General features: G+C 64.2%; 13 protein-coding genes. 7 read left to right on the top strand and 6 right to left on the bottom strand.

Annotation, left to right across the window (positions count from 1 at the left end):
• Positions 1 to 11: 11 nt before the first annotated feature.
• Entirely contained in the window at positions 12 to 941 is a 930-nt protein-coding gene (bla, locus tag AABD04_RS01605) for a class A beta-lactamase (protein WP_341439981.1), read from the bottom strand.
• Between the two features lie 103 nt (positions 942 to 1,044).
• On the opposite strand from bla, the gene AABD04_RS01600 reads away from it, so the two are divergent.
• The gene (locus AABD04_RS01600) at positions 1,045 to 1,899 is read left to right on the top strand and encodes a LysR family transcriptional regulator (RefSeq protein WP_341439980.1); all 855 of its coding nucleotides are present in this window, start codon (positions 1,045 to 1,047) and stop codon (positions 1,897 to 1,899) included.
• Positions 1,896 to 2,801, top strand: a complete 906-nt coding sequence (locus AABD04_RS01595) for a serine hydrolase (protein WP_341439979.1) — start codon at positions 1,896 to 1,898, stop codon at positions 2,799 to 2,801. Before AABD04_RS01600 ends, AABD04_RS01595 begins: the two co-directional genes overlap by 4 nt.
• A 79-nt stretch (positions 2,802 to 2,880) precedes the next feature.
• Here the strand turns inward: AABD04_RS01595 and AABD04_RS01590 are convergent, their stop codons facing one another.
• The 5 genes from AABD04_RS01590 to AABD04_RS01570 all read right to left on the bottom strand — a co-directional run bounded on the left by AABD04_RS01590 (position 2,881) and on the right by AABD04_RS01570 (position 8,633).
• On the bottom strand, positions 2,881 to 3,474 hold the full coding sequence (locus AABD04_RS01590; RefSeq protein WP_341439978.1) for a hypothetical protein: 594 nt from the start codon (positions 3,472 to 3,474) through the stop codon (positions 2,881 to 2,883).
• Positions 3,475 to 3,517: 43 nt separating this feature from the next.
• Positions 3,518 to 5,170 (bottom strand): BCCT family transporter, encoded by a 1,653-nt coding sequence (locus tag AABD04_RS01585; RefSeq protein ID WP_341439977.1) that lies wholly within the window; start codon positions 5,168 to 5,170, stop codon positions 3,518 to 3,520.
• A 187-nt stretch (positions 5,171 to 5,357) separates the two neighbouring features.
• Positions 5,358 to 6,167, bottom strand: a complete 810-nt coding sequence (locus tag AABD04_RS01580) for an enoyl-CoA hydratase/isomerase family protein (RefSeq protein ID WP_341439976.1) — start codon at positions 6,165 to 6,167, stop codon at positions 5,358 to 5,360.
• Positions 6,151 to 7,686, bottom strand: a complete 1,536-nt coding sequence (locus AABD04_RS01575) for an acetyl-CoA acetyltransferase (protein WP_341439975.1) — start codon at positions 7,684 to 7,686, stop codon at positions 6,151 to 6,153. Before AABD04_RS01575 ends, AABD04_RS01580 begins: the two co-directional genes overlap by 17 nt.
• 275 nt (positions 7,687 to 7,961) lie before the next feature.
• The gene (locus AABD04_RS01570; protein ID WP_341439974.1) at positions 7,962 to 8,633 is read right to left on the bottom strand and encodes a GntR family transcriptional regulator; all 672 of its coding nucleotides are present in this window, start codon (positions 8,631 to 8,633) and stop codon (positions 7,962 to 7,964) included.
• 166 nt (positions 8,634 to 8,799) lie between these two features.
• Here AABD04_RS01570 and glyA point away from each other — a divergent pair, with 166 nt between their 5' ends.
• Genes glyA through AABD04_RS01545 form a run of 5 tightly spaced genes read left to right on the top strand, consistent with a single transcriptional unit; the run spans position 8,800 to position 15,053 of the window.
• Positions 8,800 to 10,080: a serine hydroxymethyltransferase gene (gene glyA, locus AABD04_RS01565; RefSeq protein WP_341442927.1), complete on the top strand. Its 1,281-nt coding sequence runs from the start codon at positions 8,800 to 8,802 to the stop codon at positions 10,078 to 10,080.
• A complete protein-coding gene (locus AABD04_RS01560; protein WP_032367894.1) occupies positions 10,077 to 11,315 on the top strand; it encodes a sarcosine oxidase subunit beta family protein in 1,239 nt (412 codons plus the stop codon). The genes glyA and AABD04_RS01560 overlap by 4 nt, the downstream gene beginning before the upstream one ends.
• Positions 11,316 to 11,366: 51 nt before the next feature.
• The gene (locus AABD04_RS01555; RefSeq protein WP_032377699.1) at positions 11,367 to 11,645 is read left to right on the top strand and encodes a sarcosine oxidase subunit delta; all 279 of its coding nucleotides are present in this window, start codon (positions 11,367 to 11,369) and stop codon (positions 11,643 to 11,645) included.
• Positions 11,642 to 14,485, top strand: a complete 2,844-nt coding sequence (locus AABD04_RS01550; RefSeq protein ID WP_341439972.1) for a 2Fe-2S iron-sulfur cluster-binding protein — start codon at positions 11,642 to 11,644, stop codon at positions 14,483 to 14,485. Before AABD04_RS01555 ends, AABD04_RS01550 begins: the two co-directional genes overlap by 4 nt.
• Complete coding sequence (locus tag AABD04_RS01545; RefSeq protein WP_341439971.1) at positions 14,478 to 15,053, top strand: sarcosine oxidase subunit gamma; 576 nt, start codon at positions 14,478 to 14,480, stop codon at positions 15,051 to 15,053. Before AABD04_RS01550 ends, AABD04_RS01545 begins: the two co-directional genes overlap by 8 nt.
• Positions 15,054 to 15,068: the final 15 nt, after the last annotated feature.

Raw genomic sequence — 15,068 nt, 5'->3', positions numbered from 1 at the left:
ACCGGCGCGAATCACTGCACTGCGTCGACGACCGTCCGGGTCGCGTCGGCAACGAGGGAATTCATAGCGGGTGAATCCTCGACGCCAGAGGTCGTCGCGCTGAGAACGACCAGCAGGACCTTCTGCCCGTCCGGTCCGAGTAGCAGTCCGGCATCGTTGGAGACGCCGTAGCTGCCGGTGCCGGTCTTGTCGGCCGAGGTCCACTGTTCGGGGATTCCAGCGCGGAACCGGGCGTCGGAAGTCTGGGTGTCGGCCATCCACGCCAGCAACTGATCGCGCGAGGCCGGCGTCAGTACGTCGCCGTCGAGCAGAGTTCGGTAGCCGGCAGCCATCGAATTCGGTGTCGTGGTGTCCCGTGGATCGCCTGGAATGGCGGTGTTGAGTTCCGGCTCGACGCGATCGAGCCGGAATTCGGTGTCGCCCAGCGACCTCGCGAACTCGGTGAGAGCCGCTGTTCCGCCGGCCTCGCGGATCAGAAGATTGCCGGAGGTGTTGTCGCTCTTGGTCAATGCGGCCGCCGCCAAATCTGCGATGGTGACCACGGAGCCTGGTTCCCAATCGACTGCGGACTCGGGCACCTTGTCTTCCGCGGTGATCGTTCTGGTGTCGGTCAACTGCAGTTCTCCGGCATCCACGGCTGCCAGAACTGCGCCGACGGCATACACCTTGAACGTAGAGCAGAACGCGAAACGTTCGTCGCCGCGATATGTCTCGGTCGAACCGGAGACGAGATCGATGGCACTGACGCCGAGACGGGCGGTCTCTCTTGCCTCGAGTTCGAGATAGTTCCGGTCGGCTGAAGCTTGCTCGGTGCCGGACTGGGACGTGCTCGTGTCGGGTCGTGGTGGTTCGGTGACGGTCGTCGAGGAGCAGGCAACGCCCGCGGTCAGGGTCGCCGCCGCGATCAGGGTGATCAGTCGGGTGGATGTCCAAATTCGCATGGCGACAGCCGATCACAAACACCGGCGCTCGAGCCAAGTCGCGGGACACAAGTCCGCCATACTGGTTCGGTATCGGAGCAGGTGAGCGTGTTTCAATAGGTCGATGGATCTGGTTCGCCATCTCGAATATTTCGTCGCCGTTGCCGAAGAGCGTCATTTCGGTCGCGCAGCTGCCACCCTCGGCGTGACGCAGCCACCCGTATCTCGGGCGATCAAGGCCTTGGAAAACCATCTCGGACTCACGCTCGTCGAGCGAACCCCCGACGGTGCCACCATCACCGAGCACGGTGCCGCACTGCTCCCTCGCGCGCGGCTGATCGTCGACGACGCGCACCGATTGACCACAACGGCACAGTCACTCACTGCATCCGGAACGGTCCGAATCGGCCTGATCCCGCAGTTGGACGACGCGATCGCTGCTCGGATGGCCGCATCCGTCGGCCTCCAGGCGCGGCTGGAAACCGGTACTGCGGTGTCGTTGCTCGATCGCCTGAGAGCACACGAACTCGACATCGCGGTGATCGACCATCCAGTGGTTCTCGACCGACTCGCGGCCGGCCCCGTCATCGCATTGCCCCGATGCGTCAGCGTTCCTGTGGGTCATCGATCGGTGCAGGCGCAGCGTCCACGCTTGACGATGTTGTCCGATCTCGCCTTCGCAACCACTCCGAGAACTTCGAATCCACCCGCCCACGATCTGATACTCGACGTGTTTCGACGTCACGCACTCGATCCGGAAATAGTAATTGCGAACACCTTTCGCGATGTTGCGATCGGCGTCGCATCGGGTCGCTGCTTCGGTCTCGTTCCGGCTGGGAACCGCCCCTTACCCGGAACCACGCATCTCGATCTCGCAGCCGAGGACGTCGCACTGCGAGTGCGGATCGTCCGTCGAGACGAAGAGGTGGCACCGGTCACGCACATGATCGATCGAATCCTGTTGCAGGCCAGAGGATGAATCGCGCCGACGAACAACTGCGCGCAGTGTTCGCCGACGCAGGGTGCCGCGGTTGGCTTCGGGCCGAGCGCATCGACGGCGTCGGTTCGGTCGTCGACCTCGAGGGTGACGACCCAGTCGTCGCCGCGTCGGTATGGAAGCTGGTCCTGCTGGTTGCGACGGCACGTGCATTCGACGAGGGTGTTCTGATTGCAACGGATTCGGTGCGGCTCGTTCCGGCACGGTGCAGTCCCGGACCGACGGGAATTTCGAACTGCTCCGATCCGGTGACGATGAGTTGGCGTGATGTGGCTCGATCGATGATCACCGTGTCCGACAACGCAGCTGCCGACGCGTTGCTCGGCGCGGTAGGACTCGATGCGATCGCGAAAGTGATCGACCATCTCGGACTGAAAGACACCCGGATCGTCGGCGGCACGAAGACTTTGGGTGCCCAGATCGTTCGCGACACGGGTCGGCTGAGTGCGGACGAGGCGTTGGGCCTGCTGGCGAGTAACTACACAGTGATCGACAGCGCTGGTTTCGATCCTGCCTACACCTCGTGCACCACACCCCACGACAGCAACGCAATTCTCCGTGCCATCTGGTCGAACTCGGCCGCATCTCGTAGACAGTGCACGTTCATGAAAGAGGTGCTGTCTCAGCAGGTGTGGCCGCACCGGATCCGCAGCGGAATTCCATACCCGGAAGTCGAGGTCGCGGGCAAGACCGGCACCATCGGGCCCGTCCGCAACGAGGTTGCGGTGGTGTCGTTTCCCGGCGAGCATCCCGTCGCAGTCTCGGTCTTCACGCGAGCTGCGCGCATGGATCTGTTTCTCCCACTGGTCGATCAGGCCATCGGCACCGCCGCACGCATCGCAGTCACAGCTGTGCGGCAGTCACCGCGGCCGGCAGCACCGTGACAGAGAAGCCGCGTCGCAATCGGTATGGCAAGACCATCGCGTCGTCTGAGCGCAGGCGAACGATTCGGGGCCTCGCCGATCAGTGCCGTGCTCTTCGGAGTATCCACACTGTTCCGGCGGCGAACAGGCCGGCAGCGACACCGATACCCACCCACTGGACGATCGATAGTCCGTGCGGGTAGTCCGCGGCGGCACGCTCGTCCGCTGTCACGGCGCGGGGTTCTCCGAACTGCTTCAGCGTCGCAGCCCGGGTGAGTTCGTTGGTGGACAGCGTTGTTGCCGAGCACATGGTCACCGACCACGGTGCGTCCTGTGTGTCGTAGGTGCCGGCGAAGACGAGGTATTCCTCCTTCAGGTCGAAGCCGGTTCGACACGCTGCGCTGTCACGTGCAGTGGACAACGTCGTCTTCGCGCCGACGTCGCCACGGAATATCTCGCGGACATCGAAGTCGTAGTAGACGGTGAAACCTTCTCGACGCTCGGCGACCGCCGTTCCGGTGAACACAGCGTTGTCCCCCGAGGAGAAGTCCTCGAGTTGCTGTTCGGCTTGCGTTCCGTCTGTGTTGTAAGCACACGTGCAGGCATGAGCGACGCCCGGCCGAGCGAACGTCAGTGCCACGCTGAGCGGCGCGACCAGAACAACGGCCAGAGCCCCGCGAATCACCCGCTTCATCCCGAACGGCCTCGCACTGCGCTCCACTCCGGCGAGGTCGACATCAGTCGTCGCCGGAGTCTCTGGCCAGTGGAGACGACCGCACTTTCTCGGACTCGGTGACGGTCGATTTGCCGATATGTTCGCGGAATTGTTCTCTGGTGAGCGGCTGCACCTTCACCTTCTCGGCTCGCAGTCCCATCACCAACGCAATGATCATCAGCGACACCAGAATAAAGATCGGTAGCCCGATCACGGTGATGACCTGCTGCAGGGCTTGCAGTCCCGCCTCACCGCCGAGCACGATCAACGTTGCGGCCACTGCGCCTTCGGTGACACCCCAGAACACTCGTTGCCGCACGGGGCCTGCCTCACCGTCGCCGGAGCACAGCATGTCGACCACCAGCGATGCCGAGTCGGAAGATGTCGCGAAGAACAGCGCCACGACGACCACTGCAATTCCCTGAACCAGAGTCGCAGCCGGGAAGTTCTCGAAGAACGTGAACATCGCCAACGGCACGCTCTCGGACACTGCGTCGGATATCGAACCGCCGTTGCCTCCGATTCCGTCGATTCTCATTGCCGACCAACCGAATACGACGAACCACACCAGCGTGAACAGCGAGGGAGCAACCAGAACGCCCACGACGAACTGGCGGATCGTGCGGCCCCGCGAAATACGTGCAAGGAAGACGCCCATGAACGGAGCCCAGGTGACGGTCCACGCCCAGTAGAAGACGGTCCAACCGCCCTGCCATCCCCACCCGCCGTCGGAGGTGAACTCGGCCATGGCGTCGTTCCAGAAGGACAACGGAACGATGTCCTGTGCGTAGTTGCCGAAGCTCTCGAACACCTGGCGCAGCAGAAAGACGGTATCCGACGCGATCAGCACGAAGATCATCAAACCGACCGCGACGAGAATGTTCAGGTTGGACAGCCGACGCACGCCCTTGTCCAAACCGACGGCAATGGAAATCGTCGCAACCAGCGTGAGCAGGCCGATGATCAGCACCTTCGACCACACGGCATCGGGAAGTCCGATGAGCTCACTCAAGCCCGCATTGATCTGAGAAGTGCCGAGCCCCAACGACACTGCCAATCCGAAGATCGTGCCCAACACTGCAAACACATCGATCGTCTTACCGATCGGACCCGAAATGCGTTCCTTCAGAATCGGATAGAACACCGACGACACTCGCATCGGCAACTTGTATCGGTAGATGAAGAAACCGAACGCTAATCCGGGCAAAGTGAAGATTGCCCAGGTGTGCAGGCTGAGGTGATAGAGGGAGATGCTCATCGCGTCCTGGGACGCTTCGACGCTGTACGGCTCCACGCCATCGAAGGGTGGGGAGGAGAAGTGCGAAATAGGTTCTGCCACACCCCAGAACATCAGCACGGTGCCGATTCCGCCCGCGAACAGCATGGCGAACCACGACAGGTTCGAGTACTGAGGTCTGTCGTCGTCTTCCCCGAGCCGCAGATGACCGTACCTGCTGATGGCGACCCAGATCAGAAACACCAACCACACCGTGACGCCGATGATGAAGAACCACCCGAGGTTGGTGACGATCCACTCCCTCCCGACCCCGAACGCGTTCCCCACCCAGTCCTGGAAGACGAGGAACAAGATCAGCAGCGCGAGCGTCAGCCCGGCCGAAACGAAGAAGATGTGATTATCGGTTCTGAGGCCCAGTTTGCGAGCAAGTGTGTCCACGGTTGCCGTCACCATCCTCGACGGCACGGTTCGTCGGATTCGGATCCTGCTCGGTCGTTGGGGCGTGCCGTCGCCGATCTTTAAGCTTTGTTTACCAGACCGGCCCTGTCCACCGTTGCTGCCGATTTGTTACCTGCTCGAATTGTGAACGCGCCCATTCCTGGTGGTGCCCCTCAGTGCCGCGGACTCACTGCGCGGTCCAGGTCGGATCACGTTTCTGCAGGAATGCGGTGATTCCTTCGATGACATCCTTCGTGGTGGTGAGTCGATCCAGTTCCTGACGGTTCTGCAACCACGAGTCTTCTTCGTGCGCGATAGTTCCATCAGTGATGCGTCGGGCCAGCCGTTTGGAGGCGCGCACTGCGAGCGGCGCACCCTCCGCGCAGAGGCGTGCGAGACCGAGTGCCGTGTCGAGGACGTCGTTCGGCGCGACCACCCTGTTGACCAACCCCCACCGCGCCGCATCCTGCGCGGAGATCGGCTGCCCCGTCAAGATCATCTCCAGCGCGATGTGTTCCGGGACGGCCGACATCAGCCTGAAAGCACCACCTGCACCGGCGATGAGTCCGCGGCGAATCTCGGGCAGGCCGAACGCGGCCGTGTCCGAGGCGACGACCATATCCGAGACCAGGGCGATCTCGGTTCCTCCTCCCATCGCCGATCCGTTCACGGCCGCGATGACGGGTACCGATATCGGGTGCCGAACGATCCCGGCGAACCCCCAGTGCTCGGTGTCGAGTGGGGTGACCGCGGCAGGCCCTCCGGTTCCGAGTGCTTTCAGATCAGCACCACCACAGAAGGTCGCCGAACCCGCACCGGTCAAGACGATGGCCCTGACGTCGCGATCCGCCTCGGCCGACTCCCACGCCTCCCCGAGCAACGTGTGCACGCGGGCGTCGATGCTGTTGGCCGCCCTCGGCCGATTGATCGTGACGACGAGTACATGGCCTTCCCGCCTCGTCAGGACGACAGGTTCGGTGCTACCGGCTTCGGACACGAATGTTCCCTTCGCTGATCTCGACAGTGATTGTGGTCCCGATGATTTCGCATGCAGGACTCTTCCGATACAACGACACCGCATGGGCGCTGGCCGTGTCACCGGGTGCCGTCTGTGCGGCGACGCGTCGACCACTGATGTCTCGGCCGACGACGAAGGCCTGGTTCGGCTCCTGCTGACGAGAATGCTCGACGGAGACCGTTTCCACCACGAGATTCCCCTCTTGGACAGGCCCCCGAGGCGGTGGGTCCGTCGTCAGCACAACGGGTTCGGGACTTCCGATGTAGCCGAGTGGATGCTGGTCGCCACCGAGCAGCACGGAGTGGTGATACGTCAGGTAGCCACCGTTCGCGTGCACCAGTGCACAGGTCTTCCCCGCGCGAATCTGACGGACAGAGGCAGTGATCGAATGCAACGAATGACTGCTCAGCGGCCCACCGAACGACGAATGACCACCGGTCACACTGGGCACCAATGATTTCGGCGTTCCGAGGTGTCGGGTGGCAAGGGTCGGCACGATCGGGAAGCAGCTGTAGACATCCAGCACGTCGAGTTGCTCGACTCCGATCTCTGCGGCATGCAACGCTCGGTCCAGCGCGTTGTCCATCGCTTCGGATCGACCGAAACCAGTGCGGTCCAGAATGTCCACCGAGTCCTCGGCACCCGCACCGCCCCAGACGTACACGATGTCGCGCTCCGGCACACCGCGTTCGCGGGCTTCGGCCAAGCTCGTCACCACGATGCATGCGGCCTGGTCGACGAACGGCATGGCGTTCATCGACAGCGGATACGGCTCGCACACGATGCGATTCTTCGCCGACGGCGTGCCGATGTCTGCAGCCGTCCGCGCACGGCCGTTCCACGAGTACGGATTCTTCTCGGAAACAACGGAGAAGGCGGCATACAGCTCGCTGCACTCGGCCTGCCGTGCTTCCGGGTCCATTCCGGACTCGAATCTGAAGCGGCTCTCGAACAACGGATAGATCCGAACCGGCGAGATCAGACCGGCGTCCTGCATTGCGGCGCTGCCCAGTTGGTCCAGATCGAAGGTGGGCGGACCGCCTGGATCGGTGCTCCACCCGCCGTCGTCGACGGGGTCTCGACCGGCCTTGACCAGCGCGCTCATCGAGGCCTGGGCTTCACCGCCCGCGATCACCGCCACCGTCGACTCTCCCGAGGCAATGCGCGTGGCCGCGCGATCGAGAAGCCGCGCAGGCCATTGCCCGCCGATCGGAGCGTCGAACAGATCTGCGGGTGTGGCACCGAATCCACGTGCCAGCGCAGCGGCGGGACTGGCGTAGGCCCAGCTGGCGATGTGGCAGAACGCGATGCTGTCCGCGCGTCGAATCCACGGCTCCGACGACTGCGAGTCCTGGAGAGCCGCAGTGGCAGCCAGCGTGATCAGTTCCATGGGTTCGACGCCCATGGGTTCACCGCGGCCGCTCGTTTCCCCGATAGCCACGATCACCGGAACACGTGTCGGATCCACCGTCGACGCCTCGTGGCGTGGAGAACTCATGAACAGAAACCTATCCGACTGCAAGCAGCACGACCGATCGTGTACGAAGCTCAGAGCCGGGGTGAGTTGCGGAGTCCGCAGACACCACCACAATCCTCTAGGTGATGACGGGCGCGGTTCTCAGCCACATCACGTTCTCGTACCCCGTGACGGTGTCGATCAGGCGGATACCGACGGCCTGCGCCGAGGACCTGGTCGACGTGCCCCTAGGCGGTGTGTAGCTGCGGTCGTGAGTGTTTTGCGTAGCTGTGGCTACGCAAAACGCGCACGAGGGACTACAACAATTCCCTGATGGCGTTCTCGAACCCGGTGACGTGTTCGAGGGTCAGTTCCGCTGCGGTGTCGGCATCGCCGTCGATGATGGCCTGCAGCAGCACGACGTGTTCACGAACATGGCCGGCGACGTTCGGCAGTCGGTCGAGGAACAGGCACCAGATGCGGGTGGCATGGGCGTCGAGGCTGACCAGGATGTCTTCGAGGTGGGGATTTCCCGACGCCCGATAGATTTCCCGATGCACTGCAACATCTTTGCGCAGCACCTCACGTGGATCGTCGGTGTCGTCGATACTCGCGATGGAGGCAGCGAGCTCCGTCAGCCGGTCTCGCGATGCGCGCGTGGCCGTGCGGGCCGCACGCGCCGAGGCCGCAGGCTCGAGCTGCTTGCGAATTTCGGAGATGTTGGCCAGGTCGGTCATGTCGACAGCGGTCGCGAACGTTCCGCGCCGGGGATAGGCGACGACGAGTCGCTCGCGTTCCAGTCGCTTGAGACCCTCGCGAATCGGGGTTCGTCCCAGTCCCAATTGCTCGGCCAGGCGGTCGTCGTTGATGGGCTCGCCGGGCCGAATTTCCAGCATGATCAGCTGCTCACGCATTATTTCGTACGCCCGATCGGCGTTGGTTCCGACTGACTGCGCTGCATCGATCACCGGTGGAATCCCGATTGTCATCTTCTGTGCTCACTCCCGGTCGACGCCCCGCCCTTGACGGCTCTGCGTTGTGATCTTACTCTATTGGCATCTTGATATATCAGTTCCAGATCATTGATCTTCCAGAAGGGCGGCCATCTTGACGCAGGACTTCGCACCGACGGCGACGGCACCGCACCCCAGAGGCGTGACGAACCGCGTGCTCGCCGATCTCGACCCCGAGGTGCACCGCGCGATCAGTGCCGAGCTCTGCCGCCAGCAGAACACCCTGGAAATGATCGCGAGCGAGAACTTCGCTCCGCTGGCCGTCATGCAGGCGCAAGGTTCGGTACTGACGAACAAGTACGCCGAGGGCTACCCCGGCCGTCGCTACTACGGCGGATGCGAAAACGTCGACGTCATAGAGCAACTCGCGATCGACCGGCTCAATGCCCTGTTCGGATCGTCGTTCGCCAACGTGCAGCCGCACTCCGGTGCCCAGGCCAATGCCGCTGCGATGGCTGCCCTGCTGCAGCCGGGCGATTCGATTCTCGGTCTCGCACTCGCCCATGGCGGACACCTGACGCACGGCATGAAGCTGAACTTTTCGGGCAAGCTCTACGACGTCTCGGCCTACCACGTCCGCGAGCACGACCATCTTGTCGATATGGCAGAGGTGGAGCGCCTCGCGCACGAGCACCGTCCGAAGCTGATCATGGCCGGGTGGTCCGCCTACCCCCGTCACCTCGACTTCGCCGAATTCCGCCGTATCGCAGACGACGTCGGTGCCTACCTGATGGTGGACATGGCGCACTTCGCGGGGCTCGTCGCTGCCGGACTGCACCCGTCACCGGTACCGCACGCACACGTGGTCACCTCGACGACGCACAAGACGCTCGGCGGACCGCGCGGCGGCGTCATCATCACCAACGACGCCGCGCTGGCCAAGAAGTTCAATTCCTCGGTCTTCCCGGGCCAGCAGGGTGGACCGTTGGAACATGTCATCGCAGCCAAGGCAGTGTCCTTCAAACTCGCTGCCGAAGAGGACTTTCGGGAACGGCAGGCGCGCACCCTCGAAGGCGCGAAGATCCTGGCCGACCGACTGCTGACCGAGGACGCAGCAGCCGCAGGCATCGACGTGGTCTCGGGCGGCACCGACGTCCATCTCGTGCTCGTGGACCTGCGCACGTCCGAACTGGACGGCAAGCAGGCCGAGGACAGACTGCATCACGTGGGAATCACCGTGAACCGCAACGCAGTTCCGTTCGATCCACGGCCGCCCATGGTGAGTTCGGGAGTCCGCATCGGCACCCCGGCCCTCGCGACCCGCGGCCTGGACGCCACGGCGTTCGCCGAGGTCTCCGACGTCATCGCTCACGCGTTGCGTCCCGACACCGACGACCGCGGCCTCGATGCACTGCGAATCCGGGTCGAATCCGTTGCCGCGCAGTTCCCCCTCTACTCCGACCTGACGGAAGGCTACCGATGACCGCCCCCGCAACCCCACCGGGCGCACATCTGCCCGACCACCCGGACTTCCTGTGGCGCAACCCCGAGCCGAAGAAGTCCTACGACGTCGTGATCATCGGCGGCGGCGGACACGGCCTGGCCACCGCGCACTACCTCGCCAAGAACCACGGCATCACCAATGTGGCTGTGCTGGAGAAGGGATGGCTCGCCGGTGGGAACATGGCGCGCAACACAACCCTCATCCGGTCGAACTACCTGTGGGACGAGAGCGCCCGTATCTACGAGCACTCCCTGAAGCTGTGGGAAGGGCTCGCCGACGACCTCGACTACCCCATCCTGTTCAGCCAGCGCGGCGTCCTCAACCTCGCGCACAGCCTGCAGGACGTGCGTGACAGCGTTCGACGCGTCGAGGCCAACCGACTCAACGGCATCGACGCTCAGTGGGTCGACCCCGACGAGGTCAAGAAGCTGTGCCCGATCGTCAACATCTCCAGCGACATTCGCTACCCGGTACTCGGTGCGACGTACCAGCCGCGCGCCGGCATCGCCAAGCACGACTACGTCGCCTGGGGATTTGCCCGACGCGCCGACGCGGCCGGTATCGACATCATCCAGAACTGTGAGGTCACCGGCTTCACCACCGACGGCAACCGCGTCACCGGGGTCAAGACCACGCGTGGCGACATCGCCACCGGCCAGGTGGCGCTGTGCGCGGCCGGGCACACGTCGACCTTGACGGACATGCTCGGCATCAAGACTCCGCTTCAGAGCCATCCGCTGCAGGCCCTGGTCTCGGAGTTGCTCGAGCCGGTGCATCCCACGGTGGTCATGTCGAATGCCGTGCACGTGTACGTTTCTCAGGCGCACAAGGGTGAATTGGTGATGGGCGCAGGTGTCGACTCCTACAACGGTTACGGACAGCGCGGTGCGTTCCACATCATCGAACGGCAGATGGCCGCTGCGGTCGAGTTGTTCCCCGTCTTCGCTCGCGCGCATCTGCTGCGCACCTGGGCCGGCATCGTGGACGTCTGTCCCGACGCCTCCCCCATCGTCGGGCGCACGCCGTTCGACAACGTGTTCCTCAATTGCGGTTGGGGTACAGGCGGATTCAAGGCGACCCCCGGTGCCGGCTGGTGCCTGGCCGACACCATCGCCAACGACGAGGTGCACGAGTACATCGCACCGTTCAGTCTGGACCGATTCGTCACCGGCGCGCTGGTGGACGAGCACGGTGCCGCAGGCGTGGCTCACTAGTCTCTCCGCCCCGACACACGCAGCACCCGAACGAGAAATCTTGGAGTGGCAATGCAATTGATCGAATGCCCGTGGTGCGGGAGTCGAGAAGAGACCGAGTTCCACTACGGCGGCCAGGCGCACATCGCCTACCCCGAGGAGCCATCGGCACTCACCGACGAACAGTGGGCGCACTTCGTGTTCTTCCGCGACAACCCCAAGGGGCTCTTCGCAGAACGGTGGAGTCACAGCGCGGGGTGTAGGCGTTGGTTCAACGCCGTACGAGACACCGCCACCTACCGAATCCACAGTGTCTATCGCCTCGACGACCCGAAGCCGGTGAACCCATGACCGCATTCCGCACCGCATCCGGCGGCCGCATCGACCGCACGAGCACCTTCGACTTCGCGTTCGGCGGTTCTGCTCTGCAGGGACATCCCGGCGACACGCTGGCATCCGCGTTGCTCGCCAACGGCATTCATCAGGTGACCACCAGCATCAAGCTCGGCAGGCCCCGTGGATTCACCGCAGCATGGGCCGAGGACACCGGCGGACTCGTGCAGATCGAGGAGCCGTTCCCCGAGCCGATGCTGCTCGCCACGACGATCGAGCTGTACGACGGCCTGGTCGCTCGGGGCATCCCCGGACAGGGGCGGCTCGCCGAGATCTCCGACTCCGCCAAGTACGACGCCATGCACGCCCACGCCGACCTGTTGGTCGTCGGTGCAGGCCCGGCCGGTCTGACGGCCGCACTGATCGCCGCCCGCAGTGGCGCTCGGGTGGTCGTCGTCGACGATCAGAGCGAATTCGGCGGCTCCCTGCTCGGCTCCGACGACGTCATCGACGGCCGGCCGGCCCTGGACTGGGTTTCCGACGCGGTGACCGAGTTGTCGACCTTCCCCGACGTGACCCTGCTGCGCCGCACCACCGCGTTCGGTTCCTACGACGACGGCTTCGTTCTCGCCCTCGAGCGCCGCACCGATCACCTGGGACTGGAAGCTCCTGCAGCACTGAGCCGTCAACGCGTCTGGCGCATTCGATCGCGTCACATCCTGGTGGCCACCGGTGCCCACGAACGTCCGGTCGTCTTCACCGACAACGACCGACCCGGAATCATGTTGGCGCACAGCGCACGTACGTTCCTGCATCGCTACGGCGTCACGGTGGGCACCGAGGCCGTGGTCTTCACCACCAACGACAGTGCGTACAAGGCAGCCGTCGATCTGCACGACGCAGGGGTCCGCATCGCGAGCATCGTCGATGCCCGCGCCGCGGCACCCGAATACTGGCTCGACCTGTGCCGCGAACGCGGTATCGAGGTACGCACCGGCAGCGTCGTGTCCGGCACCCACGGTGACACCCGCGTCACTCATGCACTGGTCACCGGGCCCGACGGTGCCACCGACACCGTGGCGTGCGACGTACTGCTCGTCAGCGGTGGTTGGAACCCGGCCGTCCACCTGTTCAGCCAAGCCCGCGGAAAACTGCGTTACGACGGCGAACTCGGCGCATTCGTGCCAGCGGACGACGTCGAGGGCATCAGTGTCGCCGGATCGGCCTCGGGGGTCTTCGATCTGGCCGGATGTCTCCACGACGGTAACTCGGCCGCGGCAGGCTTGCTGACCAGACTCGGCTTCGATGCTCCCGAAACCTCGCTTCCTGTAATCGATTCCGTACCCAGCAGCGACTCGCTGGTGCTGTGGCGGGTGCGTGACGACTTCGGAGCCGACAGCCAGTTCGTCGACGTGCAGCGTGACGCGACCGTCGCCGATCTGATCCGCGCCGTCGGTGCAGGCATGTCGTCGATGGAACACATCAAGCGCTACACCACGATCGGTACCGCGCACGATCAGGGCAAGACCTCCGGTGTGGTGTCCTCGGGCATCGTGGCGGAACTGCTCGACAAGCCGGTGGAGAACCTGGGCACCACCACCTTCCGACCGCCGTACACCCCGGTGGCGTTCGCGGCGTTGGCCGGCCGCAACCGCGGTATGGCATTCGACCCGGAACGGGTTACGGCAGTGCATGATTGGCACGTCGCACGCGGCGCGGTCTTCGAGGACGTCGGACAGTGGAAGCGGCCACGCTACTACCCGCTTCCGGGCGAGGAGATGCACGACGCCGTGCTCCGCGAGTGTGCGGCCGTACGCTCGGGCGTCGGCATGCTCGACGGTTCGACCCTCGGCAAGATCGACGTACAGGGCCCGGACGCCGGTGTGGTGCTGGACATGTTCTACACGAACATGATGAGCAACTTGAAGGTCGGCATGGTTCGGTACGGCGTGATGTGCGGTGCCGACGGCATGGTGATCGACGACGGCACCGTGATGCGTCTGGCGGACGATCGATTCCAGGTGTTCACCACCACCGGCGGCGCAGCAGGAATGCTCGACTGGATGGAGGAATGGCTGCAGACCGAGTGGCCGCACCTCGCGGTTCGGCTGACGTCGGTGACCGAGCAGTGGGCCACGTTCCCCGTCGTCGGACCGTGCTCCCGCGATCTCGTCGGCGAGATCTTTCCCGAACTCGACGTGTCCAACGAGGCGTTCCCGTTCATGGCCTGGCGAGACGCCTCGATCGACGGTGTGCCGGTACGAGTGGCGCGCATCAGCTTCTCCGGTGAACTGGCCTTCGAGGTGAACATCGATTCCTGGCACGCCCACGCACTGTGGTCGCGGCTGATCGATGCGGGAGAGAAGTTCGGCATCACCCCGTACGGCACCGAGACCATGCACGTGCTGCGGGCCGAGAAGGGCTACCCGATCGTCGGCCAGGACACCGACGGCACCGTCACCCCGCAGGATCTCGGCATGAGCTGGGCGGTATCGAAGAAGAAGCTCGACTTCATCGGCAAGCGCTCGTTCGACCGAGCCGAGAACCGAAACCCGTTGCGCAAGCAGTTCGTCGGCCTTCTGCCGGTCGACCGGGAAACGGTCCTTCCGGAGGGATCGCAGATCATCGAATACTCCGACAGCGGCGTCCTGCCCGAACTTCCGGTACCGATGCTCGGCCACGTCACGTCGAGTTACGCCAGCGCAGAATTGGGTCGGCCGTTCGGGTTGGCCCTGCTCGAAGCCGGGCGTGACCGACTCGGCGACATCCTGCACGTCCCGGTGGGCGACACCCTGGTCGCCGTGGAAGTCACCGGCTCCGTACTCGTCGACCCGGAAGGAAACCGCCGTGATGGCTGACCGTCTCGCCACCAGAAGCCCACTCGCAGAAACAGTCCTGCCGGACTCGCCTGCTGTCCGCATCGTGGAGGAGCCGTTCATGGCCGGGATCGACCTGTGGGTCGACCCGAACGGACCGGGCGGTGCCGCCACCTCGGCCGAGCTCGGCACCGAGCTCCCCGGCCCAGGCCGCGTCGCCGAGGGCACGAACACCACGGTCATCTGGCTCGGCCCCGAGGAGTGGTTGGTGATCGGAGCCGGGCTCGATCCGGTCGAACTCGAACACCGTCTCGGATCGGCCGTTCGTCAGCATCGGGGTGCGGCTACCGATGTGTCCGCACAGCGAACCAGCTTGCGCCTGAGCGGTTCCAGAGCCCGCGACGTGCTGGCCAAGGGGTGCTCGATCGATCTGCACCCCCGCGTCTTTCCGGCCGGGTCGACGGTACAGACGATGCTGGCGATGGCAGGCATGATCCTGATCGCCTGCGACGACACCGGAACGGACTACCGCATCCTCGTGCGCTCGTCGTTCGCACGCTATCTCGCAACCTGGCTGACCGACGCGGCCGAGGAATACACCGACGTCTGATCGTCCCGTTGGACT

The sequence above is a fragment of the Rhodococcoides navarretei genome (assembly GCF_038069675.1).
Taxonomy (GTDB): domain Bacteria; phylum Actinomycetota; class Actinomycetes; order Mycobacteriales; family Mycobacteriaceae; genus Rhodococcoides; species Rhodococcoides navarretei.
This window is presented reverse-complemented; position numbering and strand designations above follow the sequence as displayed.